A 26,063-nucleotide genomic window follows, 5' to 3' on the forward strand; every position below is an offset into this window, starting at 1 on the left:
TAAAGGGCAGAATCACTGCCCTTTTTTATTAGAATGCTAAATAAAGCAGAGCAAAGACAGGGAATGCAGCCGTTAAGCTATCTATTCTATCTAGTATACCACCATGACCAGGAATCAGATTACTGCTGTCTTTCACCCCAGAAACACGCTTAAACATGCTTTCAACAAGGTCACCTAGAACAGAAATAACAACGGTCACAAGGGTAATAACAATCATGTGAAGTGGGCTTGTGAATTGGATATCAAACAAATCAGCAAAGATCCAAGCCACGATCACCGCAGTAATAATGCCACCGATAAGACCTTCAATCGTCTTATTAGGGCTTACCGCTGGTGCCATTTTACGCTTACCAAAACTCTTTCCTGAAAAGTATGCGCCGCTATCTGCAGCCCAAACAAGCAAGCAAACAAACATCACCAGTTTAGCACCGTGGTAAGGATCAGCATCGATACCGTTAGCACGCAGGATAACCACACTCCAGAAGAATGGCAGCAGAGTCAGCACACCAAAGGCGTGACGAAGAAGAGAAGAGTCTTTCCATGCAGGCATAGACTTAGGATAAGTCACCGCCATGCCACTCGCGATTACCCACCAAATCGAGCCAATCGTTAGAATGGCGTAGTGAGCAGTAGACAAGTTATTAAGGCTAAATGCATCAAAAGGGATAAAAGAAAAACTTGCAGCACTAACCACAACCGTTGGAATCAACGCTAAATAACGCGATTTGCTTTCCACAAACTGAGTCCACTCCCAAAAACCCAATAGCGAGATTACCGCTAGTGAAAGAATAAATGTAGGAAGTGATAACTCGAAAATACCTAGAATAACTAGGGGAGCTAAAATCAACGCCGTAATAATTCGTTGTTTCAAACCAAAAAATCCTTATTAACTGTCCATCAAAGCTTTAATTTGCTCACCGGTGCATCCAAAACGACGCTCACGGTTAACAAACCAAGTCACAGCTTCTACTAAGCTGTCTTCATTAAAGTCTGGCCAGAATTGTTCAGTGAAATACATTTCGGCGTAAGCCAACTGCCAAAGCATAAAATTACTAATGCGGCATTCGCCACTGGTACGGATAAGTAGATCAACCTCAGGAATATCTGCCATCGTCAGGTGCTGTGTAATCATAGCTTCATCAATGTCATCTACATTAATATCGCCAGACTTTACCTGTTGAGCAATAGAGGTCATTGCTTGCTGAATATCCCACTTACCGCCGTAGTTAGCTGCAATATTAATAACCATACCCGTATTGGTGCTAGTCAAAGCTTCCGCTTCTTCTATCTTCTTTTGTAGTCGATCATTGAAACGACTTTTATCACCAATAACACGAAGTTGTAGATTATTTTTATGAAGCTTTTTAACTTCACTCGACAGCACTGAAATAAACAGTTCCATCAAGATACCGACTTCTTCTTCAGGACGACGCCAGTTTTCGCTACTAAATGCAAAAAGAGTAACGGCTTTAATGCCAAGTCTGGCTGCAGAAGAGATAGTTTTACGAACGGCTTGAACACCGTTTTTATGGCCAAAGACGCGAGGCTTGCCCTGAGCTTTTGCCCAGCGACCATTACCATCCATAATGATAGCAATGTGTTTAGGAAGAGAGTCTGTGAACGCTTGAGAATTATGCATAAAAGAGTGAATCAAATTCTAATAGTCGAACAGAGTAGCATAAAAAAACGCTGCACCGTGAGTACAGCGTTTTTCCGGAAAGAAAAGAATATGGAAAATTAAACTTCCATCAACTCTTTTTCTTTAACAGCTAGAACTTCGTCTACGTTCTTAACCGCAGCGTCAGTTAGCTTTTGAATTTCGTCTTGTGCTTTACGATCTTCATCTTCAGAGATTTCTTTATCTTTAAGAAGTGCTTTTAGATCGCCATTCGCGTCACGACGGATGTTACGGATAGCAACACGGCCACCTTCAGCTTCGCCACGAACGATTTTAACTAGGTCTTTACGACGCTCTTCCGTTAGCGGTGGAAGTGGAACACGGATAACTGTACCCGCAGACATAGGGTTTAGGCCTAGGTCAGATGTCAGGATTGCTTTTTCAACTAGAGGAGTCAGTGTTTTATCAAACACTGTAATAGCTAGTGTACGTGCATCTTCAGCGATAACGTTAGCTACTTGAGTCAAAGGCGTTGGAGCACCGTAGTACTCAACAGTAAGACCAGAAAGTAGGCTCGGGTGCGCACGGCCTGTACGAATCTTTTGCAGGCTGTTTTTTAGTGCATCAACACTTTTTACCATGCGCTCTTGAGCGTCTTTTTTGATTTCGTTAATCACAATTTCACCTTGATTATGTTCTTTCTTCAAGAAAGCTTTTTATTTGGAGTGATAAGGATAAGCTTACCAAGGTACAACACCTCAGTAAGCCCGAAAAATTAGTCAGCGTCGCTGATTAATGTACCTTCAGTTTCACCCATAACCACGCGACGTAGTGCGCCTGGTTTATTCATGTTAAATACACGGATTGGCATTTTGTGATCACGTGCTAGCGTAAATGCAGCCAAGTCCATTACTTTAAGTTCTTTATCAAGAACCGTGTTGTAAGACAACGTATCATACAACTCTGCGTCTGGGTTTGCTACAGGGTCAGAAGTAAATACACCATCTACTTTTGTCGCTTTTAGAACTACGTCAGCTTCGATTTCGATACCACGTAGACATGCAGCAGAATCCGTAGTGAAGAATGGGTTACCCGTACCAGCAGAGAAGATCACAACGCGACCTTGACGTAGTTGGCTGATTGCATCTGCCCAGTTGTAGTCGTCACACACACCTTTAAGAGGGATTGCAGACATTACACGTGCGTTTACGTAAGCACGGTGAAGAGCGTCACGCATTGCAAGGCCGTTCATTACCGTTGCAAGCATACCCATGTGGTCACCAACAACGCGGTTCATGCCAGCTTCAGCAAGACCAGCACCACGGAACAAGTTACCGCCACCGATAACAACACCAACTTGAACGCCTAGTTCAACCAATTCTTTTACTTCTTGAGCCATACGATCAAGGATCGTTGGGTCAATACCAAAACCTTCTTCGCCTTGTAGCGCTTCACCGCTAAGTTTTAACAGAATACGTTGATACACTGGTTTAGGGTTCGTAGTCATGGAGTTTACCTTCCAAAGAGTTGATGATTAACAGTCATGGATAAAAACTGAAGAGCTCAGTTTGCATTCATAACAGCTAAAAGTCGGAAATAATTCATTATTCATAAAAAGACCGCAGCATTTGCCACGGTCTTTTTCAAACAATACGCTAAGGATTAACCTTTTTGTACCGCAGCAACTTCGTCAGCGAAGCTCATTTCAGCCGCTTTCTCGATGCCTTCACCAACTTCTAGACGTACGAAGTCAGATACTGAAGCGCCTTTCTCTTTCAGGATAGCGCCAACAGTTTGCTTAGGCTCCATGATGAAAGCTTGACCAGTTAGAGAGATTTCGCCCGTGAATTTCTTCATACGGCCAACAACCATTTTCTCTGCGATTTCAGCTGGTTTGCCTTCGTTCATAGCGATTTCAACTTGAACTGCTTTTTCTTTCTCAACTACGTCTGCAGGTACGTCTTCTGGGTTTAGGAACTCAGGACGTGATGCAGCAACGTGCATTGCAACGTGCTTAAGCGTTTCAGCTTCGCCTTCACCAGCAACAACAACACCGATTTTCTCGCCGTGACGGTAAGAAGCTAGTGCAACACCTTCAACGAATTGTACGCGACGGATGTTGATGTTTTCACCGATCTTAGTTACTAGTGCAATACGCGCTTCTTCAAATTTAGCTTGAAGAGCAGCGATTTCTAGACGTTCTGCTAGAGCAACTTCAGCAACTTCGTTAGCGAATGCAAGGAAACCTGCATCTTTAGCTACGAAATCAGTTTGGCAGTTAACTTCAAGAAGAGCAGCTGCGCCGTTTGCTTCTTTGATGATGATTGCGCCTTCAGCAGCAACGTTACCAGCTTTTTTAGCTGCTTTCGCTGCGCCAGATTTACGCATGTTTTCAATTGCTAGCTCGATGTCGCCTTCAGCAGCAACAAGTGCTTTTTTACATTCCATCATGCCCGCAGCTGTGCGTTCACGAAGTTCTTTAACTAGAGCTGCAGTTACAGTTGCCATTCTCTATTCCTCAGTAAATTCTAAAAAAGATAAAAAACAGGGGCCTAATTAATTGGCCCCTGATATTGACTGTATTCAGTCCGTTAAGCCACCGATTATGACCGCTTAATATGAACTAAATATGGCTCAGAGCCGCTATTATTCAGCTTCTACAAAACCGTCTTTTTCAGCAGCTACAGCAGCAACATCTTTGTTACGACCTTCTTTAACCGCGTCTGCAGCAGCGTTTAGGTAAAGCTGTACTGCACGGATTGCATCATCGTTACCTGGGATAACGAAGTCAACGCCGTCTGGGTTAGAGTTAGTATCAACTACAGCGTAAACTGGGATACCTAGGTTGTTTGCTTCTTTAACTGCGATGTGTTCGTGATCAGCATCGATTACGAATAGAGCGTCTGGAAGGCCGCCCATGTTCTTAATACCACCAAGAGATTTCTCTAGCTTCTCCATTTCACGAGTACGCATTAGAGCTTCTTTCTTAGTAAGCTTGTCGAAAGTACCGTCTTGAGCTTGCGCTTCAAGTTCTTTCAGACGCTTGATAGACTGACGAACAGTTTTGTAGTTCGTTAGCATACCGCCTAACCAGCGGTTGTTAACGTAGAACTGGTTGCTGTTGATAGCAGCTTCTTTAACAGCTTCAGATGCAGCGCGCTTAGTACCAACAAAAAGAACTTTACCTTTCTTCTCGCCAACTTTAGCAATTTCAGCTAGAGCGTCGTTGAACATTGGTACAGTTTTTTCTAGGTTGATGATATGTACTTTGTTACGAGCACCAAAGATGAATGGCTTCATTTTTGGGTTCCAGTAACGAGTTTGGTGACCGAAGTGAACACCAGCTTTAAGCATATCGCGCATTGATACAGTTGCCATTTTAAAATCCTCTATGGGGTTAGGCCTCCACATCCCCCATGAATCCGACCCCTAACAACTAACCACTTTTCAGCCGTTATCTATGTTGTTGAGGCACCCCGGAACATGTGTCGGAATGTGTGTGATTTAAAGAAATAAGTTAGTGGACACAAAGCTTGTTTCGCCAAGTGGAGAAAACAGTCCTGATGTCCGGCGCGCTTTATACCATATTTTGTCTATCTATGGCTAGAAAAAATTCTAAAAATGGCGACTGCTATACTGAACCGTGGCGGCGAATTTCCTCTGTAAAATAGTGTCCTATTCAAATCACGCTGCACCATTAAACCGAACATTATCCACTCAGATTGAGCAGTATCCACCAATATTGTACGGACATGGTAATGTTGCGCTAAAATGCTGCACTGATAGAATAGCCCCAATATGCACACTTAGGTGCTACCAAATTAAGAGATATGCAATGGCTGTAAAAATTAAAACTGCTGAAGAAATCGAAAAAATGCGCGTTGCCGGCAAACTGGCCGCTGAAATTCTAGAGATGATTGAACCTCACATCCAAGTAGGTACAACGACAGAAGAACTGAACAAAATCTGTCACGAGTACGCTCTAGAAAGAGGCGCATACTCAGCACCACTTGATTACCACGGTTTCCCTAAGTCAATCTGTACGTCTATCAACCACATCGTGTGTCACGGCATTCCAGCATCACAAGATGAGACAGGTAGCACAGGTCAATTCAAACCTGCAGTATTGAAAGATGGCGATATTCTAAACGTTGATATAACTGTGATTGTTCCTGATGATGAAAATGCAGACCTAAGCGTTCGTCCACAAGGTTACCACGGTGACACCTCTAAGATGTTCCTTGTTGGTGAGGTTTCACCGGCAAACAAGCGTCTATGTATGGTTGCTCAAGAAGCACTTTACGAAGGCATGCGCCAAGTTAAGCCAGGTGTTCAACTTGGTCAAATCGGTACTGCTATCGAGAAGTACATCAAAACAAACAACAAGAACAACCCACGCGCTAAGTTCTCTATTGTTAAAGATTACTGTGGTCACGGCATTGGTTCTGAATTCCACGAAGATCCACAAGTAGTTCACTACAAGAACAGCGATCGCACCGTGCTAAAAGCAGGCATGTGCTTCACTATCGAGCCAATGATCAACGCGGGTAAGTTTGGCTGTCGTCTTGATGACGAAGATAGCTGGACAGTATACACAGCAGACAGCAAGAACTCGGCTCAATGGGAGCACACTCTGGTTGTAACTGATACTGGTTGTGAAGTACTAACACTGCGCAGCGATGATACAATCCCACGTATCATGAAGAACGCTTAGTTCACCGAACTGAGCGCATCAGCCTTTTAAAAATATCCTCGCATTGTCGAGGATATTTTTTATCCACTCAATTTCGATTTTCCATCAGCTTCTGTTAAATTGTTTACTATTCTCATTTGCTTGCACGGATAGCAGACTATGCCTTATCAATGCCCTCTTACGTTCAATGACGAACAAATTGAAATCTGCGAATTAAAAAATCAGCTCGAGATCTTCACGCAGTATCAAAAAAATGAATTTCTGAACCACCATCCCGTCACCGATTTGGTTCTACTGCGCTCCGAATACATGGATTTACTTCTCAATCGTTTGTGGGAAAATTTCGGATTCAACAAACTGCCTCATATTTCACTTGTCGCAGTGGGTGGTTATGGTCGTGGCGAACTGCATCCTTTGTCTGACATTGATATTCTCATTGTCTCGCAAAAAACACTACCACCAGCTCTTGGTGAAAAGGTCAGTCAATTCATTACTCTACTTTGGGATTTAAAGCTCGAAGTTGGCCATGCTGTGCGAACTATTACTGAGTGTCTCGATATCGGCACCGATGATTTAACCGTCGCGACCAACCTACAAGAGTCGCGATTGTTATGTGGTAGTGAAGACACTTTCCAAGAACTAAAACTGAAGATTCATTCCGATTCATTTTGGCCAAGTGAGACGTTTTACAAAGCCAAGATTCAAGAACAGAGAGAGCGTCATGCTCGCTACCACGACACCACCTATAATTTAGAACCGGACATCAAATCGACTCCGGGAGGGCTCAGAGACATCCATACCCTGAGCTGGGTTGCGCGTCGCCACTTCGGCGCGACCTCTTTGTTAGAGATGAGCAAATACGGCTTTCTGACCGATGCTGAATATCGTGAGCTCGTTGAGTGCCAAGATTTTTTATGGCGTGTTCGCTTTGCATTGCATATTGAACTGCGCCGTTACGACAACCGTTTAACGTTCGCGCATCAAGCTCAAGTCGCTGAACATCTGGGTTATACGGGTGAAGGAAACCGTGGTGTTGAGATGATGATGAAAGAGTTCTACCGAACCCTTCGTCGTGTTGCTGAACTGAATAAGATGCTGCTTAAGCTGTTCGATCAAGCGATCATCAATGGCGGTCAAACCCAAGACGCTGAAATTCTCGATAGTGATTTCCAACGTCGAGGTTCGTTGATCGAAGCGCGCAAGCCTGCCCTATTCCAAGCAAGACCAGAAACGATTCTCGATATGTTTATCCATATTGCCAATGACTCGACTATCGAAGGGGTAAGTCCACCAACACTGCGACAACTGCGTACGGCACGCCGTCGATTGAACCGATTCCTGCATACCATTCCTGAAGCTCGTGACAAGTTCATGGATCTAGTTCGCCACCCTAATGCCCTGCACAAAGCCTTTAGCTTAATGCACAAATTGGGCGTGCTCTCTGCGTACTTACCGCAGTGGAGCCAGATCGTTGGTCAGATGCAGTTTGACCTATTCCATGTTTACACCGTGGATGAGCACAGTATCCGCCTGCTCAAGCACATCAACCGCTTTGGTCAAATCGAAAACCACGATAAGCACCCTATCTGCTGTGAAGTCTATCCTCGAGTACAGAAGAAAGAGTTGCTGATCCTTGCCGCTATCTTCCATGACATCGGCAAAGGCCGCGGCGGAGACCACTCTGAGATAGGTGCGGTTGAGGCTTACTCTTTCTGTATTGAACACGGGCTATCGAAGCCTGAAGCCAAACAAGTCGCGTGGTTGGTACAAAATCACCTATTGATGTCAGTAACGGCTCAACGTCGTGATATCTACGACCCAGATGTGATCACCGAATTCGCCAAAAAAGTGCGTGATGAAGAATCACTCGAGCTACTGGTTTGTTTAACCGTTGCCGATATCTGTGCGACTAACCCTGAGCTATGGAACAGTTGGAAACGAACCCTGTTAGCTGAGCTGTTCCACTCAACGCAGCGAGCACTGCGCCGCGGCTTGGAAAACCCTGTCGATGTCAGAGACCGTATTCGTCACAACCAACAAATGGCATCAGCACTGCTGCGTAAAGAAGGCTTCACCGCTCGTGAGATTGAAGTGTTGTGGCAACGCTTTAAGGCCGATTATTTCTTGCGTCACACACATAAACAAATCGCTTGGCACTGTGAGCACTTACTTCGCCTAGAAGACCCAAGCCAACCGTTAGTGCTGATCAGTAAGAAAGCGACGCGCGGTGGCACAGAAGTGTTCGTTTATTGTAAAGACCAAGCAGCACTGTTTGCGACCGTGGTTGCCGAACTCGACAGACGTAACTTTAACGTTCATGACGCGCAGGTCATGGTTAGCAAAGATGGTCATGTTTTGGATACCTTTATCGTACTAGACCAGCACGGCGAAGCGATTGATGAAGCAAGACACAAAGCCGTTGCTAAACATCTGACTCATGTATTGACTGATGGCCGCCCGACTAAGATTAAGACGCGTCGCACGCCACGTAACTTGCAACACTTTAAGGTCAAAACCTTAGTTGAGTTCCTACCAACCAAGAGCAAGAAACGTACCTTGATGGAGTTAAGAGCTCTTGATACGCCGGGGTTATTGGCTCAAGTCGGTGCAACCTTTGCGGAGCTAGACATCAACTTGCACGGTGCCAAAATCACCACCATAGGTGAGCGAGCAGAGGATCTGTTTATTCTGACCAGTGAAGCGGGAGGAAGGCTGTCTGAAGAACAAGAACAGGCACTAAGAGAACGATTAACCGAGCACGTTTCTGAACTCGCACCTTAGAAAGCGAATTCAGTCTAAAAACAGGTTTAATAACCAAATAAGTGTGGGCAAAGATAGAGAGCGATCTTGCCCACAACTTACAATCAATTCACAGATATCAACTATCTAGCTCGTCGTTAGGCTGCTACATTGATCAAGTCAATTACATAAAAGTATTACATTCATAACCTAGAGGTCGCTTATGTATCCAAACCTCACTGGCTTAGGTATCCACGAACCTAAACAGATTGAACGTTACTCCCTTCGCCAAGAAGCGCACAAAGATATCCTGAAGATTTACTTTCGTAAGCAGAAAGGGGAACTGTTCGCGAAAAGCGTTAAATTTAAGTACCCACGACAAGTAAAAAGTGTGCTTGTTAGCGGTGGCAATAATCAATACAAAGAAGTGACAGAGATTAACCGCAACCTCACTCTTGTGATTGATGAACTCAACAAAATCACCAAACCGACGCCAACGGCTGAGGTGGATGTGAAGCAGAAGATCCTTACCGACTTACGCCATCTAGAGAAAGTGGTATCAAGCAAGATCGCTGAGATCGAAGCTGATCTTGAAAAGCTAAAATGATCCCGCGACTAACTATTACTGTTAACTAACCAACATTAGTTATGCCGTTAAGGTTATACAGATACAAAAAGGGCTGATATCACTATCAGCCCTTTGTTTTTTATTCTATTTTCTCTATTCACTTAGACTGGAGATTGCCTAAACACGCGAGACTTACTTAGACAAGCAAGTTTGAGCATCGATTAAGTTAGTATCCCACTCAAAGGTTTCAAACAACCTTAGCCAAGTTTCATCAAGGTTGGCCTTCATCACCAACTCTTCTTTTGTGAAAGGATGGATAAAGCGAAGCTCAGAAGCGTGCAACAACAAACGATGCGAATCTAAATCATCACGGAACAGTCGATTGTGCTTACCATCACCATGTGAAGTATCACCGACAATCGGATGTCTTAGATGAGCCATGTGACGACGCAGCTGATGTTTGCGACCTGTCTTTGGCATCATCTCAACCAAGCAGTAGCGGCTCGTAGGAAAGCGTCCTGTTGAATATGGCACTTCTACTTTTGCTAGCGGTTCATAGACTGTCACTGCCTCTTGCGCTTCTTTGTCTTCTTTCGCGAACTTATCTGCGATCTTATCCAGCTCAACCTTAAGTGCATAATCGAGCGTATCGCCCTCTTCTATCCAACCACGGACAATCGCATGATAGGTTTTTTGCATCTCATGATTAGCGAACATTGGCATCACCTGTGAAGCAACCTCACTCGACAACGCAAACACCAACACACCCGATGTCGGTCTGTCTAAGCGGTGTAATGGAAATACATGCTGACCAATTTGATCGCGCAATGTCTGCATAACAAATTGCGTTTCGTGTTTATCCAACCATGAACGATGCACTAGCATGCCAGCGGGCTTATTCACCGCGACAAAGTACTCATCTTGATAAATGATCTCTAACATTACGCACATACCTCATCAATGCTCTGAATTGTCACTAGCAGTTCGACTTTGTCTGCCTCATTTTTCCACACTTCACCAAAATAAGGATGGATAGCAAAGCCTTTCGGTAGGCTCATTTGGGCATCCATCATTGCGTTGATCTTAACGATAAAGATCCACTGCAACCACTCTTCCGGTTGTAACGAATCAATCCCGAAAGGTTCAACGCTCGCCAGAGCTTCATCCGAAGGCGGAAGCGTGCTCCATAGCGAACATTGGCGCATTTGTTCTTCTAGTTGTTGAAGTAAAAGAGGTAACTTTGTGGCTGCTGTCATTTTTCACCAAGTTATTTATCTAGTGACCTTGAAATTGGGGCATAGAGTACCATCTATTTAGGAAAGAAAGTTAGGAGCTTTATTACTATGGAAACGATTAACACGCTCACTCAGTTACTAAAGAATAGCGGTTGCCAGTACGATATCTACGACCTAGGTCGCCGTATTCAGAAGATCGACAACACCTTATTCTCTGATGTTGAGCAAGGGAAACAGCCGTACCCATTTCCACTTCAGAAACAAGCTCACTTAGCGATTAGTTACTGGAACGAACACAAGCAACCTTGGATCTGGTTCCTAAAATTCAAACTGGACGAAAGAGGCCTATTACATCAAGGTGATGTCGGCAATTTCCTTAAGTTTGTTATCGAAGCGATGGGCACACGTTTGAACGGTGAGATCAGCGAAGAGCAACAACAAAAGCTGTCAAACAACCCATATACCTTCAAGCCTTCAGAAGACAAAATGGCCGTGTTCCATAGCCAAGTAAGAGCAGGTTTAGACCTTGCAACGAGCCAATACTACGAACACGCTCAACACTACTTCACAGGCGATCTAGGCTGGGACAACTGGAAAACCGTTGGCCTACAAGGCATCACTGATATGTGTGCTTGTTTAGGCAGCCAACAAAATGGTGTCGCGATTCGCAAAGCATTGAATAAGCTGCCTTCAGAACCTCTATACGCGACTCTCGGGGCGCTTGAGCATACGCAAATCAATGACAAGCTCGCTCAACGCTTACAAGAAATGGCAGAGAATGAGATTAACAGTCAAGAGCCAGATCTGTTCTTACTGTCAGCACTGGTACGTGCCCTTTCTGGCGCAGAGCAAAGCACAACCAACGCCGTAATTAACCAAGTTCTGGCTAGCCCGCGCTTAAGCCACCAAGAAGTATTGATTGGTTTGGCTGGTCGCAGCTGGCACGCACTGCAAGATCCTGCGATTGCTGAGCAGTTCTTGCTGCGTCTCGCACAAACGGGCAACCAAAACTTGTTCAATCAGTTATTTGCAGATTTAGTGATGATTCCGACACTGAGAATGGTATTTTTACCATTATTGAACTCGAACCCATCACCAGAACTCGCCAATGCACTTGTAGAATTACAACAAGCGGCTAAGTCGCAATAGATACCAGACAGAACAGCTCAGTAGCTCATAACAAAAAGCTCAAATCACGAACAGAATAGAGAGATAAAAGGAAGTATGGATTAAATGATAGATAACTTATTGGCTATTTTGATGCTGTGCTTCTTTTGCTTTCTGTTTTGGCAACAGCGCAGGCAATCCGAGCTTGCGAAAGCTGCCATTGCGAGAAAATGTAAAGAGCTCGACTTACAGCTATTAAGTGTTGCCTTTAGTGGTCATAAACTTAAGATGCGCCATGAGCTCACCACCATTTGGCGCTGGCACACCGTGTATCAATTTGAGTTTTCAGCGTTAGGTGATGACCTGTACCAAGGGAAACTGACCATGGTGGGCTTCCGTTCTATGCGGTTTGAGCTACAGCCTCATAGAATGTAACGTCGCAATACGCGGTATAACTATATTCATGATAAGGGCCAAACTGATCTTGTTTGGTCTCTTTAAATGCAAAGCCTAACTTTTCAAGTAACTTAATTGATGGGTTATGACCAACATTAACGGTCGCGACAACATTCGTTAGGTGTTCTTCAAAACAAACCAAACTAAAGAAAGGTTTTAGCACTTCACTAGCAAGGCCTTGATTCCAAAACTCCTTGTCCAGAATAAATCCCAGTTCATGCTTCCCTTCTTCAGACGAAACAAACAAATGCCCGAGGTATTCGCGGGTTTGGTTGTGGATAATGGCTCGGCAAAAACCAACGTTGTCGTTCAGTATTTCTTGAAATAGGTGTTTTGCAGAGGCAATAGAATGCGGCCCGTTCATTTCAGCACGATTGATGGGGCAGCAATTCAACTTGATAAAGTCATGTTCTAACTGCTCGGTATAAGGTACCAACAGCGTTCTTGAAGTTGCTATCGTCATAAAACACTCCTTGTGTTGACCATTAGCAGAAAAGCAGATGTCGCGTGCTTAGATAAAAGCTCCTGAATTAAAGAGAGCCCCTAGATAGAGAAAAAGCCTTAGGAAAAGAAAAGCCCCGACACCGAAGTGTCAGGGCTAGGGTCTTACTCGCAGCAGTCCGGCTACTAATTAATGCTCCATGCATCATCCATAATAGTGGCTGTAATCCTTCAGCTCTTTCCTTTACTTCGCCGTCCTAGCGGTGTCCAATCATCCTGAAAGCTAACAATCCTAGTTAGCGCACATCACTTGTTCCGTGAGCGGTGTCCTTTACATCGTCCTGATGCTAATCCAACCCTTTAATCCTAAAGGTGTCCATTGTCATTCCGTTGCAGCTAACTTCCTGTTAACTGACTGTATCCCTACAATGTCCTTACGCTCCATGCTTGATCACTCAATCCTAAGTAACCAAATCTTCATCCTGAAGATAACCAAATCCTTGGTGCTTTCCTGTTCCGTGTCAGAATCCTTCCGACAAGGTTTAATTTACGCGATTTAGGATTTCGGACAATAGATTTGCATCACATTTTGAATTCAAGAAAGTTGTTAATTATATAAAACAATTAAAATTCAACACCTTAACCATGTGCACATCAATCTCTCTAGCGATGTATTCGTGTTATCTCACAACCTTTGTAAGAGATCTCTCACAAGCCATGGGCGGTTTTATGATTCGCTATCATTCACCAGAGCGAGTAAAATGACTAAAGACTAAAAATGGAGATCAACATGCTGACAAAAGATGTTTCTGAAGAGTTGAAATCAGTGCTTGAAGGACTGCAAGCGCAAGGGAAAGAGCCGACAGTTGCTTTAGTTAAGGCTCGTATGAGCACATCCGTTCCGATGCCCGCTTTAATCACGACCATCAAGAGCTGGAAAAGCGCAAATCGTGTTCCTAAAGTTGAAGTCGCGACACAAGAAGAGCCAGCACTTGATCGTGTTAGCCAACTGGAAAAGCAAATCCTTGAGCTCACTGCTCGCGTTGCCATGCTTGAAGCTAAACTAACTGATCAATAAGGCAACTGAGCAATAAGTTGACCGATAAATAAGCTAACAGAGAAATAGAACACTATGAAGATATGGGTTGATGCGGACGCTTGTCCAAAGGTTATCCGAGAAACAATCGTACGCGCAGCTGAGCGCACAGGGGTTGAATGTACCTTTGTGGCAAACCATCTGGTTCCCGTTCCTAAACGCAATAACATTCACTCAATTCAAGTGCCAAGCGGGTTTGATATTGCTGATGATGAAATCGTAAAGCGCACTGAACCCGGCGATCTTGTGATTACATCCGATATCCCTCTGGCTGACGAAGTGATCACTAAAGGTGGGCAAGCACTCAGCTCTCGTGGTGAGCTTTACACCAAAGAGACCATTAAAGCGCGTCTGAACATTCGTGACTTTATGGATACCATGCGCTCAAGTGGCATCCAAACGGGTGGACCAAGTGCCCTTTCTCAAACCGACCGTCGTGAGTTCGCAAACCACTTAGATAGAATTCTAGCCAAACGCTAGCTGGCTCATCCGAGCTTAACCTAGTTCTATCTCTCCATAAAAAATCAAAAAACCTGCAAACAATGCAGGTTTTTTTAATATCAATTAGAAGAAGGTTTCCCCTACTCTACAACTAAGGCGTGTAGTACGTTGCAGCGCCTGGACCTACTGGTAGACCGAATACGAATACCCATAGGTAGAACAAGATGCTCCAACCAAACATGAATACCATTGAGTAAGGCAACATTGTCGCGATCAGTGTACCGATACCTAGGTTCTTCATGTAGCGAGTTGCTACGGCAAGGATAAGACCGAAGTAGCTCATCATTGGTGTAATGATGTTGGTTGTTGAATCACCGATACGGTAAGCCGCTTGAATCGTTTCAGGTGCGTAGCCTACTAGCATTAGCATTGGAACGAAGATTGGCGCTGTTACTGCCCACTGTGCAGAAGCTGAACCAATCATCAGGTTAATGAAACCACACATTAGGATGAATGCGAAGAACAACATTGGACCCGTTAGGCCGATATCCTGAAGGAATGTTGCGCCGCCTACAGCAACCACTTGACCAAAGTTCGTCCACTTAAAGAAAGCAACAAACTGTGCAGCAAAGAATACAAGAACGATGTACATGCCCATTGAAGACATCGACGTTGCCATTGCATTAATCACATCACGGTCATTCTTCATTGAACCGGTAATTTTGCCGTAAACAAAACCAGGAATAGCAAAGAATACAAAGATAAACGCGACGATACTTTTCAGGAATGGAGAGCCTGAAATCGTGCCCGCCTCTGAACGTAGAACACCGTCAGCAGGAACAACAGTCCAAGCTAAAAGCGCACTCACGATTAATACAGCGACACCCGCCAATCTAAGGCCTTTCTTCTCAATAGCAGTAAGCTTACCCATTGAGTCATTTGAAAGATCTTCAGACGCGTCTTCGACATTGTATTTACCCAGTTTAGGTTCAACAATCTTCTCTGTTACCAATGCGCCGGCAATCGAGATAAAGAAGGTCGAAATAAACATGAAGTACCAGTTTGATTCAGGGCCAACAGAGTAAGATGGATCAAGCATTTGTGCTGCTGTTTCTGTGATACCAGAAAGCAGTGGATCAACCGTACCGATAAGTAGATTTGCAGAATAACCACCAGATACACCAGCAAATGCTGCCGCTAGACCTGCTAATGGGTGACGACCCAATGAGTGGAAAAGCATTGCTGCAAGAGGGATAAGTACTACGTAACCCAGCTCTGAAGCCGTGTTAGAGATAATACCGGCAAATACCACGGTTACAGTAACCATGCGCTGAGATGCGCCCATTACCATGCCGCGCATTGCCGCAGATAATAGACCTGAGTGCTCAGCAATCGCAACACCTAGCATTGCAACAAGTACAGTACCAAGTGGCGCAAAGCCAACAAAGTTCGAAACTAGATTCGTTACGATGAGTTGTAAGCCTTCAGCATTAAGTAAGCTTACAACGTGGATCATACCATCAGCAGCACGACCACTAGCACCTTCAGGGCGAGGGTCCATGACAGACACTTCAAAGTAACCAGCAATACCTGAAGAAACTAGGATTGCGACACAGAAGATAGCAAAAAGAGTGATTGGGTGGGGTAAAAGGTTCCCCAAATATTCAACGCTGTCTAAAAAGCGTGTGAAAATAGGTTTTTTTGGTGCGTTGTTTTTTATTGAAGCAGATGAACTCATCTGTTCCCTCCTTGTGTAGTGATTCCTGTGCAATTGTGACAAAGATGTTCAAATTGCCAGCGAAGGGTACGCGACAAAAATATCAATTAGAAATTCAAAATGTTACAAAGTGTGTAACAAACGACGACTTTTAACTCTATTTTAACAATTAATTAGCAAATAAATCTATATTAAACACAAAAACTAGATTTATAATTTACAACAACGCATTCACTAGAAATATAACTCACAACATAACCCATTGATTCACTTGAAAATAAAATACATCGTACGTTAAATACACACTCGATATCCGGTTAAGTTCCTCTCGAAGGAAAAGAAAAACAGACAAATGAATGAAGTTTGACTTTCCCCTCGTTTTTACACACATGTCACATCATATTGACGGTTATTTTTGAACCGCTTTAAATCTTGGATTGGATTTACAGATCACATAGTGACGCCCTCTACGCTTAACTATCTGGCAATCAGGGTGACGGCTTTTCGCACTTTTAAGTGATTTAACAACTTTCATTATTTAGCTCCCTTACCTAATTGACCAAAACGACGAGTGAAGTTCGCAACGCGTCCCTCTTTATGTAGCACTCGTTGTTTGCCCGTATAGAAAGGATGCGACTTTGGCGACACCTCAATCGTGAAGTAAGGGCAAGTATTGCCGACTTCCCATTCGATAGTACGGTCTGTTTTTAGCGTTGAGCCGATTAAGAAGTACTCATCGACACTGGTGTCATGAAAAACCACGGGACGGTAATCTGGATGGATATTCGGTTTCATTGTATTCCCCTTAAATAACCAACTTGATATGTTATAACACTACAAGTGACAATTGTTATCAAAAGAAAAACAAGCGATTTTATGATATTTTTCCGTCTTAATCGTAATCAGAGAACACCCAACTATGTACACAATTGAACCTGTTGGCTTTATTGAGTCTCCTTATAAAGAGAAGTTCGCTGTGCCAAGGCAGCCCAGGTTGGTACCCACATCCACCTCAAGAGTCAGATTGGTTGATGCAGCAAACTGCCTTGAGTCTGTTCGTGATATAGAGCAATTTAGCCATGTTTGGTTACTATTTCTGTTCGACAAGAACCTTGAAGCAGGCTGGAAACCAACTGTGAGGCCACCTCGCCTTGGCGGGAATGAACGTATTGGTGTATTCGCGTCACGTGCCACATTCAGACCAAATGGAATTGGCATGTCTGCGGTTGAACTAAAAGGTGTGTCTCAAGAGAAAGGACAGACTTGGTTGGATCTCGGCAGCGTCGACTTAGTAGACGGTACACCGATCATCGACATCAAGCCTTATATCCCCTATTCAGATTCGATTCCGGATGCATTGGGAGGGTTTGCCGCCGATGAACCAGAAGTGCTCGACGTTAACTTTTCGCAGCAAGCGCAAAGTAAGCTCGCAAGCCATCCACAAGCGCGCCATATCATTCAGGTGATCAAAGAAGTATTAGGCCAAGATCCGCGACCTGCCTATAAAAAAGGCAAGCCTGACAACAAGGAATATGCGGTAAATTTGTTCAATCTTAACGTGAAATTCGTGGTTGAAACGCTTTTCATCAATGTAACTGACATTGAACGCTTTTGAGATCCCAAATAGGCTGATATTATATGCGGCTATATCAGATTTGCTGTGGTTACGAACGACAGCAAGTTTTCTTTTATCAATGATGAAACGGATACCATAGAATGCGTACCAGTAACTACCTTCTTTCTACTCTGAAAGAGACTCCAAACGACGCAGAAGTTATCAGCCACCAGCTGATGCTACGTGCAGGTATGATCCGTAAGCTAGCTTCAGGTTTATATACTTGGCTACCTACTGGTCTACGTGTACTGCGTAAAGTCGAAAATATCGTTCGCCAAGAGATCGATAATGCAGGTGCCGTTGAAATCTTGATGCCCGTAGTTCAACCGTTTGAGCTTTGGGAAGAGACTGGCCGTTCTGAAAAGATGGGGCCTGAGCTACTTCGTTTCACAGACCGTCACTCTCGTCCATTTGTTCTTAGCCCAACAGCTGAAGAAGTGGTAACGAGTCTAGTACGTAACGAGATCAGCTCTTACAAACAGCTACCTCTAAATCTGTACCAAATCCAGACTAAATTCCGTGATGAGCGCCGCCCTCGTTTTGGCGTAATGCGTGCACGTGAATTCTCTATGATGGATGCGTACAGCTTTGATATCGACAAAGAAGGCTTAGAAAAGTCTTACCAAGCGATGCACGATGCTTACTGTAAAGCATTCGACCGCATGGGCCTTGAATACCGCCCGGTATTAGCAGACTCTGGCGCAATCGGCGGCAGCGGCTCTCAAGAGTTCCACGTTCTTGCTGAAAGCGGCGAAGACCTAATCGCATTCTCTTCTGAATCTGATTACGCAGCGAACATCGAGAAAGCAGAAGCACTAGCTCCTACTGAAGAAGTTGCAGCGCCTACTCAAGAGATGGAATTGGTTGATACGCCAAACGCAAAAACAATCGCAGAACTTGTAGAGCAGCACGGTCTAGCAATCGAGAAGACAGTTAAGACTCTATTCGTTAAAGCATCTGATGAAGTAGAAGCAGATATTATTGCTCTAATCATCCGTGGTGACCACGAGCTTAACGAAGTGAAAGCAGAAAACCTTCCACAGGTTGCTTCTCCGCTAGAGATGGCTTCTGAAGAAGAAATCCGCGCACTTGTTGGTGCAGGTCCTGGTTCACTTGGACCTGTTGGCCTAGAGCTACCATTCATCGTTGACCGCTCTGTTGCTGTAATGAGCGACTTTGGCGCTGGTGCAAACGTAGATGGTAAGCACTACTTCGGCATCAACTGGGGTCGTGACGTTGAGCTGGCTCAAGTTGAAGACCTACGTAACGTAGTTGAAGGCGACCTAAGCCCATGTGGTCAAGGTACTATTCAGCTTAAGCGTGGTATCGAAGTTGGTCACATCTTCCAACTAGGTAATACTTACTCTAAAGCAATGAACTGTAACGTGCTTGGTCCTGATGGTAAGAGCGTAATCCTAGAAATGGGTTGTTACGGTATCGGTGTTTCACGTGTTGTTGCATCTGCTATCGAGCAAAACCACGATAAATTCGGTATCACTTGGCCAGACGCACTAGCGCCGTTCCAAGTTGCTATCGTACCAATGAACATGCACAAATCTGAGCGCGTTAAAGAAGCAGCTGAGAAGCTATACGCTGAATTAACAGCTATGGGTATCGAAGTTTTATTCGATGACCGTAAAGAGCGCCCTGGTGTTATGTTTAAAGATATCGAGCTTGTGGGTATCCCTCACACTATCGTTATCGGCGATCGCAGCATGGACGAAGGTAACTTCGAATACAAAAACCGTCGTACTGGTGATAAAGAAGCTATCGCAATGGACACGGTTATCGAGCACCTTAAGGCTCAACTAGCTTAGTAATCCGATTACTGACTAGATAAACATTGAAAGGCTGCCGTTAGGTGGCCTTTTTTGTGCCTGTCATTTCGCTTCAAACTCCCTTCTATTTATCAGTAGAGTAAATAACGTAAGTTAATCCCCTGTTCATCTTTAAATCCGTATATTGGTGTCATCAACTTTTTGGACATGCTCACCATTGGAGGTATCGATGGATATCAAAAGCTTACTGAACCAAGCACTTAAATCAGATCTCGTAAAACAAGGTACTCAGAAACTTTCACAAGGGTCTTCAAGTTTAAGTGGCCTTTCTCAAGGCAGCAATGGCAAGAGTAACAGTAAAAGTACACTCGGAGCCTTCGGTGCAGGCGCAGTTGGCGGCGGACTGTTAGGTGCGTTAATGGGCTCTAAGAAAACCAAGAAAATGGGTAAGAAAGCCGCTGGTATTGGTGGCGCAGCAGCACTCGGCGCTCTTGCTTACAAGGTCTATAACGACTACCAGTCTAAACAAGGCCAGACACCTAACGCCGAACAGGCTCAGTTTGATGAAAATGATGCAAACCACAGCGTGCTGATTCTACGATCGATGATTGCCGCGTCTAAAGCTGATGGCCATGTTGATGAAGAAGAGATGGCTAAGATAGAGCAAGCCGTCGAGAATATGGGCGCTGATTATCAACTGACTAAATTGGTCTCTGAAGAACTGCATAAGCCACTCGACCCAAGCGAAATCGCTCAACTGGCAACGTCACCTCAACAGGCGAGTGAGATCTACTTAGCCTCTTTGATTGTGGCCGACGAACAGAATTTCATGGAAAAGGCGTACCTCAAAGAGTTAGCCAAACAACTCAACCTTGCTGATGAAGTGACTTATCAACTTGAACAGCAAATATCTGGTTAAGCGGTCAATATCCGGCTAATTGGCAAGCTAGCAAGTGATACGTTGAGCATCAACAGAATGAGATATTGAGCAAGAACAAACTAACTCTGAACTTAATCAGATCCACTTTGTTTTTGCTTATCTCTATGTGTATATTGAGATCAGTTATCATTTGGTTAGGTATAAAAATGAAAGTATACGATTGTTGTGATTTGGTGCGTGAACTGTATTCTCAAATTGGCAGTGGCGACCAAGGCTATATCCCGAAAGCGATCACCTGCGCGGTAAAAACATTGAATGACCTTGCTGCAGACGAATCTCTTCCTAAAGAAGCGCGTGAGCGTGCAGCCTTTGCCGCTGCAAACCTGCTGATCTCAGATTTCGAGGACTAATATGAACCTCGCTAATTTTGAAAAAATGGATCCTGTAATGTTGATGAGCATCGTCAACATGAAGCTACGTGACGACTTCGGCGGTGATATAGATCGAGTGGTCAACTTCTACGAGATCGACAAAGCAGCATTGATCGCTAAACTTGCGTCTGCTGGTTTTGAATTCCTTCCAGAAGCCAAACAGTTTCGATAGTCATTTAAAACAAGCTTGATTTTGAAAGGCCAACCTCAGTGTTGGTCTTTTTTATTGGTGATACGTATTGGATAAACATGCAGTTAGCCAATTATAAATTATCTGTCTACATCTATACTTTTATATCTTAGAGTCAACGAGCGCTCCTTGAACCAAAGCGTGTTGTTGTATAGGCTACCTGAAATAGCATATAAAACTCATCAATCAATCTGATGATAGCGAAGGATTAACAATGAAAAGACTCGGACTTTTGGCAGTTTTCGCAGCAACACTGACTGCAGGTTGCGCTTCAAATACACAGCAAGACAACTTTCGTGAAGCCTCTTTTGAGCTGTGTAACACCGAAGTCGATATTTACTCAGTAAGCCATGATGAAAGAGTGCGTATTGTCTGCTCTGATGGCTCTAAATTCGCTCTGAAAAGCGAAGACACACTAGAAGTGATGCGTGACATCAATATCGACTACTGTGACGGCGAAGGCTTAGGAAAATTCAACGAGAGCCGCCATTATTACTCATTCAAGTGTAAGTCTGGCACCCTGCTTAGTATCAGAAAGTAGAACCAACATAAGAAAACCACAAAGGGTTGATGTGCAAACATCAGCCCTTTTTAGTACCGCCTTTCTGCATTCTCAGATAACCCAACTCCATACCGACAGATACCAAAAAGGCCCCTAACAAGGAGCCCTTCAAATCGTACTTTCAATCAAATAGCTTAAGTTCAAGGAACAGGCGCGGAGTTTTCAGCACCTTTCCCTAAAACAAAAGAGACTCAATGAGCCCCTTTAAAAGTATTTTTCAAAGTAGTCGTTTGAAATTCTAGGAGAGCACGCGGAGCTTACGGATGTAAGTGAGCATGCTCGACAACGAAGTTCAAATTACTACGAAGAAAAATTAAGCGTAAACCGGTAGACGCTTACAGATATTTAGTACTTTTGCTTTAGTCGCTTCGATAACAGACTCATCGCCCATATTATCTAGGATGTCACAGATCCAACCTGCTAGCTCTTTCGCGTCTGCTTCTGAGAAACCGCGACGAGTGATAGAAGGAGAACCGATACGGATACCTGAAGTAACGAATGGGCTACGTGGGTCGTTTGGTACTGAGTTCTTGTTTACAGTGATGTTTGCTGCACCTAGTGCTGCATCTGCTTCTTTACCTGTGATGTCTTTGTTGATTAGGTCAACTAGGAACAGGTGGTTCTCTGTAGAACCTGAAACGATGTTGTAACCACGAGCTAGGAATTCAGCAACCATTGCTTTTGCGTTAGCAACAACGCGTGCTTGGTATTCTTTGAACTCTGGCTCTAGAGCTTCTTTGAACGCTACTGCTTTACCAGCGATAACGTGCATTAGAGGACCACCTTGGCCGCCTGGGAATACTGCTGAGTTCAGCTTCTTGTAAAGATCTTCGCCTTCGTTAGAAAGGATTAGACCACCACGAGGACCCGCAAGCGTTTTGTGCGTCGTTGTAGTTACCACGTGAGCGTGTGGCACTGGGTTCGGGTAAACGCCTGCAGCGATTAGACCTGCTACGTGAGCCATATCTACGAACAGGTAAGCACCTACTTTGTCAGCGATTTCACGCATGCGCTTCCAATCACAGATTTGAGAGTAAGCAGAGAAACCACCGATGATCATCTTAGGCTTGTTCTCGATAGCCAGCTTTTCCATCTCTTCGTAATCGATTTGACCCGCTTCATCGATACCGTAAGGGATGATGTTGTAAAGCTTACCAGAGAAGTTTACTGGAGAACCGTGAGTTAGGTGACCACCGTGTGCTAGGCTCATACCTAGAACCGTATCGCCTGCATTTAGTAGTGCCATGTATACAGCGTTATTTGCTTGAGAACCTGAGTGAGGCTGTACGTTTGCGTACTCTGCACCAAATAGTTCACATGCACGTTCGATTGCTAGAGTTTCAACTTTATCTACGTACTCACAACCACCGTAGTAACGCTTGCCTGGGTAGCCTTCAGCGTATTTGTTTGTTAGCTGAGAACCTTGAGCTTCCATTACACGTGGGCTTGTGTAGTTTTCTGAAGCGATAAGTTCGATATGCTCTTCCTGACGAAGAGTTTCTTCTTGGATAGCTGCGAATAGATCCGCATCGTAATCAGCAATGTTCATGTCACGCTTAAGCATCTGTATCTCCTGACTCAGATTGTACTGAAAGTTTCAAAAAAACCACACAACGACCGAAAGCAAACGTTTCCGTCACCGTTTTGATGTGACGCATTCTACATAATTTGATCTAGGTCATAAAGAGCTAATTGCAATTTTATCATGCAGTTTTTTCATAATCACAAATAAGATTCATCATGGTTATTTGGCTTATCCAACCAAAGATGGCGCTTACTGTCAATTTTACGCTTTACACCCTGTAAAACGCAGATTACATAGGTTTACCTTAATTTTGCCCCTCAAGCTACCGAAAGCTAAGGTTTTTCTCTACTATGCACGCCTTTATTGGTTAGGTAATTATAAAAACGATGGAAAAACACTCACGTAAAGAAGATTGGGTAGCGATTCTCACTGGCACGTTTTTAGTGGCGTTAGGCGTCTTCTTTTTACAGTCAGCGAACCTGCTTACCGGGGGCACTACTGGCTTGGCTCTGCTTTTGAGTCAATTCTTGCCTGTAACCTTTGGTATTTTGTACTTTGTTGCCAATTGTCCATTCTATTTATTAGCATGGAAACGATTCGGCCGTAGCTTTGCTATTAACAGTGCGATTTCTGGTGCTTTAGTGTCTGTGTTTGCCGATCATTTATACTTAGTTATCTCGCTAGAAGTTCATAACGAGATCTATTGTGCTGTTGCCGGCGGCTTATTAATGGGCTTAGGTATGCTAATCCTATTCCGTCACCGCTCAAGTCTGGGTGGCTTCAACGTACTGTGCTTGTTTATCCAAGACCGCTACGGTATCTCGGTAGGTAAAACACAAATGGGTATTGATGCATGTATTCTGTTTGCATCGTTCTTCTTCGTGTCACCTTGGGTGATTGCCGTTTCTGTATTAGGCACCGCAGTATTGAACATCGTATTGGCAATGAACCACAAACCAACTCGCTACTCGGTGAATTACGCGTCTTAGAGTTCATTACCTGCTCTGTCGTTGCTGGCACTCGATGCTCAAACTTCTCGCAAGTAGACTCGAGGCACGATATTCCAGCCATCACTAAAACAAAAAAGGCTTTGGGGAGCACTCCAAAGCCTTTTAACAGCCGAATCCTTTAAGGGGAAGAGAATCAAGCCGATTGAAATAAAAACAAGGCTAACCTTCGATCAAAAGAATACGAGTCTCGTAAGGTTGCAAAACTTGATGATGAGACGCCACTAAACTCTCGCTCACTTGATAATTAGACAACAAGCTCTTAGCCTTTGCCATCTCAAAACGTTCAGGTAAAACGCATTCAGCCTCTTCACCATAATAGTTGTTAATACACAGCAAGGTTTGCCCTTCGTTCTGACGTGCATACGCAAAAATGGATGAGTGCTCAGGCAGTAGATCTTGATAGCTGCCGTCCGTAATCACTGGCACTTGTTTACGTAACTCAATCAATCTCTTATAAAAATAAAAAACAGAGTCTTTGTCTTCAAGCGCTTGTTCGGCGTTGATCTCAGAGTAGTTACTTGCAACATCTAGCCACGGCTGAGCTTGTGAAAATCCAGCATACGCTTCGCTACTCCATTGCATCGGCGTGCGAGAGTTATCACGAGACTTCTGCGCCAAAATCGCCATCATATCTTGATGAGCCACACCATCACGGTTCACCATGATGTCGTACATATTGGTACTCTCAACATCACGATACTGGCTAATTTCAGTATAGCTAGGGTTAGTCATGCCAATCTCTTCACCTTGATAGATATAAGGTGTGCCCTGCATCATGTGGACAGAAGCGGCGAGCATCTTGGCTGATTCAACGCGATATTGCTGATCGTTACCTAAGCGACTCACCACTCTTGGTTGGTCGTGGTTACACCAGAATAGTGCGCCCCACCCTTTGCCATTCAATCCCGTTTGCCAGTGGTTAAAGATCGATTTGAGCTGTAAGAAATCAAACGGCGCATTGGTCCACTTCTCACCATTGGTGTAATCGACCTTAAGGTGGTGGAAGTTAAACACCATCGATAGCTCACTGTTATCAACGTTTGAGTATTGCTGGCAGTGTTCCAACGTGGTTGAAGACATCTCGCCTACGGTCACGCTGCCGTACTTCTGAAATACGGCTTCGCTGATCTCTTTCAGGTATTCGTGTACACGTGGACCATCGGTATAGAAACGACGGCCATCACCGATATCATCATTAGGAAAGTCTTGCTGCTTCGAAATCAGGTTGATCACATCCAAGCGGAAACCATCAACGCCCTTTTCTGCCCAAAAGCTGATAACGTCTTTCACTTCTTCACGTACAACCGGGTTCTCCCAGTTGAGGTCAGCCTGTTCTTTGGCGAATAAGTGTAGGAAGTATTGCCCAGTCGCCTCATCTAGTTCCCACGCATTACCACCGAACTTAGACTGCCAGTTAGTTGGTGCTTGACCATCTACGGGATCTTTCCAAATATAGTAATCGCGGTAAGAGCTGTTTTTGTCGCCCAAAGCAGATTGAAACCATGCATGCTCTGTCGAGGTGTGGTTTACCACGATATCCATCACGATACGGATACCACGTTGGTGCGCTTCAGACAGCAATAAGTCGAAGTCTTCCATGGTGCCGAATTGAGGATTAATCGCGTAGTAGTCTGAGATATCGTAACCATTATCGATCATAGGAGATGCGTAAACCGGGGTTAGCCAAATCGCATCGACACTCAAATGTTTGAGGTAATCCAGTTTCGAAATGATCCCTTTGATGTCGCCAGTACCTTTACTGCCACTGTCGCAGAAGCTCTTTGGGTAGATTTGATAGATGGTTGCGGTTTTCCACCAGCTTTCATCATGTTCAGTCATCGCCATCTCTAACACTCACTTACCAGAAAATATAAAATAAAAATCACCATGTGAATCATGGTCGAATAGCCGTTATAACTAAAAGAAAAAGCTATAACTAAGAGAAAAAGCGATAACTCATT

28 protein-coding genes are annotated in these 26,063 nt (G+C 44.2%); 14 read left to right on the forward strand and 14 right to left on the reverse strand.

All coding sequences use genetic code 11. From position 1 onward, the window contains the following. Positions 1–28: 28 nt before the first annotated feature. The 6 genes from ACED41_RS00485 to rpsB all read right to left on the reverse strand — a co-directional run bounded on the left by ACED41_RS00485 (position 29) and on the right by rpsB (position 4,996). On the reverse strand, positions 29–871 hold the full coding sequence (locus tag ACED41_RS00485; RefSeq protein WP_017060738.1) for a phosphatidate cytidylyltransferase: 843 nt from the start codon (positions 869–871) through the stop codon (positions 29–31). A 15-nt stretch (positions 872–886) separates the two neighbouring features. Then, positions 887–1,639: an isoprenyl transferase gene (locus ACED41_RS00490; protein WP_017063364.1), complete on the reverse strand. Its 753-nt coding sequence runs from the start codon at positions 1,637–1,639 to the stop codon at positions 887–889. Between the two features lie 98 nt (positions 1,640–1,737). Next, positions 1,738–2,295: a ribosome recycling factor gene (frr, locus tag ACED41_RS00495; protein WP_017060741.1), complete on the reverse strand. Its 558-nt coding sequence runs from the start codon at positions 2,293–2,295 to the stop codon at positions 1,738–1,740. Between the two features lie 98 nt (positions 2,296–2,393). After that, positions 2,394–3,125 (reverse strand): UMP kinase, encoded by a 732-nt coding sequence (gene pyrH, locus ACED41_RS00500; RefSeq protein WP_017060742.1) that lies wholly within the window; start codon positions 3,123–3,125, stop codon positions 2,394–2,396. Positions 3,126–3,280: 155 nt separating this feature from the next. Next, positions 3,281–4,126 (reverse strand): translation elongation factor Ts, encoded by an 846-nt coding sequence (gene tsf, locus ACED41_RS00505; RefSeq protein ID WP_010436487.1) that lies wholly within the window; start codon positions 4,124–4,126, stop codon positions 3,281–3,283. 138 nt (positions 4,127–4,264) lie between these two features. After that, positions 4,265–4,996 (reverse strand): 30S ribosomal protein S2, encoded by a 732-nt coding sequence (gene rpsB, locus ACED41_RS00510; protein WP_009847420.1) that lies wholly within the window; start codon positions 4,994–4,996, stop codon positions 4,265–4,267. 457 nt (positions 4,997–5,453) lie between these two features. On the opposite strand from rpsB, the gene map reads away from it, so the two are divergent. The 3 genes from map to ACED41_RS00525 all read left to right on the forward strand — a co-directional run bounded on the left by map (position 5,454) and on the right by ACED41_RS00525 (position 9,657). Then, positions 5,454–6,332, forward strand: coding sequence for a type I methionyl aminopeptidase (gene map / locus ACED41_RS00515; protein ID WP_065583997.1), 879 nt, complete (start codon positions 5,454–5,456; stop codon positions 6,330–6,332). A gap of 138 nt (positions 6,333–6,470) precedes the next feature. After that, positions 6,471–9,092 carry a bifunctional uridylyltransferase/uridylyl-removing protein GlnD gene (glnD, locus tag ACED41_RS00520; RefSeq protein ID WP_017060744.1) on the forward strand — a complete coding sequence of 874 codons (2,622 nt, stop codon included), beginning with the start codon at positions 6,471–6,473 and terminating at the stop codon, positions 9,090–9,092. Between the two features lie 181 nt (positions 9,093–9,273). Further along, entirely contained in the window at positions 9,274–9,657 is a 384-nt protein-coding gene (locus ACED41_RS00525) for a DUF3461 family protein (RefSeq protein WP_004734354.1), read from the forward strand. A gap of 153 nt (positions 9,658–9,810) precedes the next feature. Here ACED41_RS00525 and truC read toward each other — a convergent pair whose 3' ends face one another. Then, complete coding sequence (truC, locus tag ACED41_RS00530; protein WP_017060745.1) at positions 9,811–10,560, reverse strand: tRNA pseudouridine(65) synthase TruC; 750 nt, start codon at positions 10,558–10,560, stop codon at positions 9,811–9,813. Continuing rightward, complete coding sequence (locus ACED41_RS00535; protein WP_017063358.1) at positions 10,560–10,874, reverse strand: YqcC family protein; 315 nt, start codon at positions 10,872–10,874, stop codon at positions 10,560–10,562. Before ACED41_RS00535 ends, truC begins: the two co-directional genes overlap by 1 nt. Positions 10,875–10,961: 87 nt before the next feature. On the opposite strand from ACED41_RS00535, the gene ACED41_RS00540 reads away from it, so the two are divergent. Both ACED41_RS00540 and ACED41_RS00545 read left to right on the forward strand, forming a co-directional pair. Further along, a complete protein-coding gene (locus ACED41_RS00540; protein ID WP_371724320.1) occupies positions 10,962–12,002 on the forward strand; it encodes a DUF3549 family protein in 1,041 nt (346 codons plus the stop codon). Positions 12,003–12,086: 84 nt separating this feature from the next. Beyond that, positions 12,087–12,395, forward strand: a complete 309-nt coding sequence (locus ACED41_RS00545) for a DUF3301 domain-containing protein (protein ID WP_017060748.1) — start codon at positions 12,087–12,089, stop codon at positions 12,393–12,395. Here ACED41_RS00545 and ACED41_RS00550 read toward each other — a convergent pair. After that, complete coding sequence (locus ACED41_RS00550; protein ID WP_017060749.1) at positions 12,361–12,879, reverse strand: GNAT family N-acetyltransferase; 519 nt, start codon at positions 12,877–12,879, stop codon at positions 12,361–12,363. The genes ACED41_RS00545 and ACED41_RS00550 overlap by 35 nt on opposite strands. Before the next feature lie 768 nt (positions 12,880–13,647). Here ACED41_RS00550 and ACED41_RS00555 point away from each other — a divergent pair. Beyond that, positions 13,648–13,935, forward strand: a complete 288-nt coding sequence (locus ACED41_RS00555) for a hypothetical protein (protein WP_017069390.1) — start codon at positions 13,648–13,650, stop codon at positions 13,933–13,935. 54 nt (positions 13,936–13,989) lie between these two features. After that, positions 13,990–14,433 carry a YaiI/YqxD family protein gene (locus ACED41_RS00560; RefSeq protein ID WP_017063355.1) on the forward strand — a complete coding sequence of 148 codons (444 nt, stop codon included), beginning with the start codon at positions 13,990–13,992 and terminating at the stop codon, positions 14,431–14,433. 112 nt (positions 14,434–14,545) lie between these two features. Here the strand turns inward: ACED41_RS00560 and ACED41_RS00565 are convergent, their stop codons facing one another. From ACED41_RS00565 to ACED41_RS00575, 3 genes are all read right to left on the reverse strand, one after another. Then, positions 14,546–16,132: an AbgT family transporter gene (locus tag ACED41_RS00565; protein ID WP_010436458.1), complete on the reverse strand. Its 1,587-nt coding sequence runs from the start codon at positions 16,130–16,132 to the stop codon at positions 14,546–14,548. Between the two features lie 388 nt (positions 16,133–16,520). Then, positions 16,521–16,646, reverse strand: a complete 126-nt coding sequence (gene ykgO, locus ACED41_RS00570) for a type B 50S ribosomal protein L36 (RefSeq protein WP_010436457.1) — start codon at positions 16,644–16,646, stop codon at positions 16,521–16,523. Beyond that, the gene (locus tag ACED41_RS00575; RefSeq protein ID WP_136982694.1) at positions 16,646–16,906 is read right to left on the reverse strand and encodes a type B 50S ribosomal protein L31; all 261 of its coding nucleotides are present in this window, start codon (positions 16,904–16,906) and stop codon (positions 16,646–16,648) included. Before ACED41_RS00575 ends, ykgO begins: the two co-directional genes overlap by 1 nt. 124 nt (positions 16,907–17,030) lie before the next feature. Between ACED41_RS00575 and tsaA the strand changes: the two genes are divergently transcribed. From tsaA to ACED41_RS00605, 6 genes are all read left to right on the forward strand, one after another. Continuing rightward, the gene (gene tsaA, locus ACED41_RS00580) at positions 17,031–17,726 is read left to right on the forward strand and encodes a tRNA (N6-threonylcarbamoyladenosine(37)-N6)-methyltransferase TrmO (protein WP_017063354.1); all 696 of its coding nucleotides are present in this window, start codon (positions 17,031–17,033) and stop codon (positions 17,724–17,726) included. Positions 17,727–17,827: 101 nt separating this feature from the next. Next, positions 17,828–19,543 (forward strand): proline--tRNA ligase, encoded by a 1,716-nt coding sequence (locus ACED41_RS00585; protein ID WP_010436451.1) that lies wholly within the window; start codon positions 17,828–17,830, stop codon positions 19,541–19,543. Positions 19,544–19,733: 190 nt separating this feature from the next. Then, a complete protein-coding gene (locus ACED41_RS00590; protein WP_371724321.1) occupies positions 19,734–20,423 on the forward strand; it encodes a tellurite resistance TerB family protein in 690 nt (229 codons plus the stop codon). Between the two features lie 167 nt (positions 20,424–20,590). Beyond that, the gene (locus ACED41_RS00595) at positions 20,591–20,794 is read left to right on the forward strand and encodes a YaeP family protein (RefSeq protein WP_008222923.1); all 204 of its coding nucleotides are present in this window, start codon (positions 20,591–20,593) and stop codon (positions 20,792–20,794) included. 1 nt (position 20,795) lies between these two features. After that, positions 20,796–20,987, forward strand: coding sequence for a DUF4250 domain-containing protein (locus ACED41_RS00600; protein WP_029235125.1), 192 nt, complete (start codon positions 20,796–20,798; stop codon positions 20,985–20,987). Positions 20,988–21,219: 232 nt separating this feature from the next. Then, positions 21,220–21,546, forward strand: coding sequence for a hypothetical protein (locus tag ACED41_RS00605; protein ID WP_017063350.1), 327 nt, complete (start codon positions 21,220–21,222; stop codon positions 21,544–21,546). Positions 21,547–21,880: 334 nt separating this feature from the next. Here the strand turns inward: ACED41_RS00605 and glyA are convergent, their stop codons facing one another. Next, positions 21,881–23,131, reverse strand: a complete 1,251-nt coding sequence (gene glyA / locus ACED41_RS00610; protein ID WP_017072002.1) for a serine hydroxymethyltransferase — start codon at positions 23,129–23,131, stop codon at positions 21,881–21,883. A gap of 347 nt (positions 23,132–23,478) precedes the next feature. Between glyA and ACED41_RS00615 the strand changes: the two genes are divergently transcribed. Then, the gene (locus ACED41_RS00615; RefSeq protein WP_371724323.1) at positions 23,479–24,081 is read left to right on the forward strand and encodes a YitT family protein; all 603 of its coding nucleotides are present in this window, start codon (positions 23,479–23,481) and stop codon (positions 24,079–24,081) included. A 180-nt stretch (positions 24,082–24,261) separates the two neighbouring features. Here the strand turns inward: ACED41_RS00615 and treC are convergent, their stop codons facing one another. Continuing rightward, the gene (gene treC, locus ACED41_RS00620) at positions 24,262–25,947 is read right to left on the reverse strand and encodes an alpha,alpha-phosphotrehalase (RefSeq protein ID WP_371724324.1); all 1,686 of its coding nucleotides are present in this window, start codon (positions 25,945–25,947) and stop codon (positions 24,262–24,264) included. Positions 25,948–26,063: the final 116 nt, after the last annotated feature.

It is taken from the genome of Vibrio sp. 1F255 (assembly GCF_041439145.1).
Lineage (GTDB): Bacteria > Pseudomonadota > Gammaproteobacteria > Enterobacterales > Vibrionaceae > Vibrio > Vibrio crassostreae_C.

Excerpts from the sequence above, each read along its gene's own strand:
- ACED41_RS00540 (WP_371724320.1), top strand. The coding sequence starts at position 10,962 with ATGGAAACGATTAACACGCTCACTCAGTTACTAAAGAATAGCGGTTGC.
- ACED41_RS00600 (WP_029235125.1), top strand. The coding sequence starts at position 20,796 with ATGAACCTCGCTAATTTTGAAAAAATGGATCCTGTAATGTTGATGAGC.
- ACED41_RS00615 (WP_371724323.1), top strand. The coding sequence starts at position 23,479 with ATGGAAAAACACTCACGTAAAGAAGATTGGGTAGCGATTCTCACTGGC.
- pyrH (WP_017060742.1), bottom strand. The coding sequence starts at position 3,125 with ATGACTACGAACCCTAAACCAGTGTATCAACGTATTCTGTTAAAACTT.
- glnD (WP_017060744.1), top strand. The coding sequence starts at position 6,471 with ATGCCTTATCAATGCCCTCTTACGTTCAATGACGAACAAATTGAAATC.
- ykgO (WP_010436457.1), bottom strand. The coding sequence starts at position 16,646 with ATGAAAGTTGTTAAATCACTTAAAAGTGCGAAAAGCCGTCACCCTGAT.
- tsf (WP_010436487.1), bottom strand. The coding sequence starts at position 4,126 with ATGGCAACTGTAACTGCAGCTCTAGTTAAAGAACTTCGTGAACGCACA.
- glyA (WP_017072002.1), bottom strand. The coding sequence starts at position 23,131 with ATGCTTAAGCGTGACATGAACATTGCTGATTACGATGCGGATCTATTC.
- ACED41_RS00585 (WP_010436451.1), top strand. The coding sequence starts at position 17,828 with ATGCGTACCAGTAACTACCTTCTTTCTACTCTGAAAGAGACTCCAAAC.
- ACED41_RS00555 (WP_017069390.1), top strand. The coding sequence starts at position 13,648 with ATGCTGACAAAAGATGTTTCTGAAGAGTTGAAATCAGTGCTTGAAGGA.
- ACED41_RS00525 (WP_004734354.1), top strand. The coding sequence starts at position 9,274 with ATGTATCCAAACCTCACTGGCTTAGGTATCCACGAACCTAAACAGATT.
- ACED41_RS00490 (WP_017063364.1), bottom strand. The coding sequence starts at position 1,639 with ATGCATAATTCTCAAGCGTTCACAGACTCTCTTCCTAAACACATTGCT.
- map (WP_065583997.1), top strand. The coding sequence starts at position 5,454 with ATGGCTGTAAAAATTAAAACTGCTGAAGAAATCGAAAAAATGCGCGTT.
- ACED41_RS00565 (WP_010436458.1), bottom strand. The coding sequence starts at position 16,132 with ATGAGTTCATCTGCTTCAATAAAAAACAACGCACCAAAAAAACCTATT.
- treC (WP_371724324.1), bottom strand. The coding sequence starts at position 25,947 with ATGGCGATGACTGAACATGATGAAAGCTGGTGGAAAACCGCAACCATC.
- ACED41_RS00575 (WP_136982694.1), bottom strand. The coding sequence starts at position 16,906 with ATGAAACCGAATATCCATCCAGATTACCGTCCCGTGGTTTTTCATGAC.
- truC (WP_017060745.1), bottom strand. The coding sequence starts at position 10,560 with ATGTTAGAGATCATTTATCAAGATGAGTACTTTGTCGCGGTGAATAAG.
- ACED41_RS00545 (WP_017060748.1), top strand. The coding sequence starts at position 12,087 with ATGATAGATAACTTATTGGCTATTTTGATGCTGTGCTTCTTTTGCTTT.
- ACED41_RS00590 (WP_371724321.1), top strand. The coding sequence starts at position 19,734 with ATGGATATCAAAAGCTTACTGAACCAAGCACTTAAATCAGATCTCGTA.
- tsaA (WP_017063354.1), top strand. The coding sequence starts at position 17,031 with ATGTACACAATTGAACCTGTTGGCTTTATTGAGTCTCCTTATAAAGAG.
- ACED41_RS00605 (WP_017063350.1), top strand. The coding sequence starts at position 21,220 with ATGAAAAGACTCGGACTTTTGGCAGTTTTCGCAGCAACACTGACTGCA.
- ACED41_RS00550 (WP_017060749.1), bottom strand. The coding sequence starts at position 12,879 with ATGACGATAGCAACTTCAAGAACGCTGTTGGTACCTTATACCGAGCAG.
- ACED41_RS00595 (WP_008222923.1), top strand. The coding sequence starts at position 20,591 with ATGAAAGTATACGATTGTTGTGATTTGGTGCGTGAACTGTATTCTCAA.
- ACED41_RS00535 (WP_017063358.1), bottom strand. The coding sequence starts at position 10,874 with ATGACAGCAGCCACAAAGTTACCTCTTTTACTTCAACAACTAGAAGAA.
- rpsB (WP_009847420.1), bottom strand. The coding sequence starts at position 4,996 with ATGGCAACTGTATCAATGCGCGATATGCTTAAAGCTGGTGTTCACTTC.
- ACED41_RS00560 (WP_017063355.1), top strand. The coding sequence starts at position 13,990 with ATGAAGATATGGGTTGATGCGGACGCTTGTCCAAAGGTTATCCGAGAA.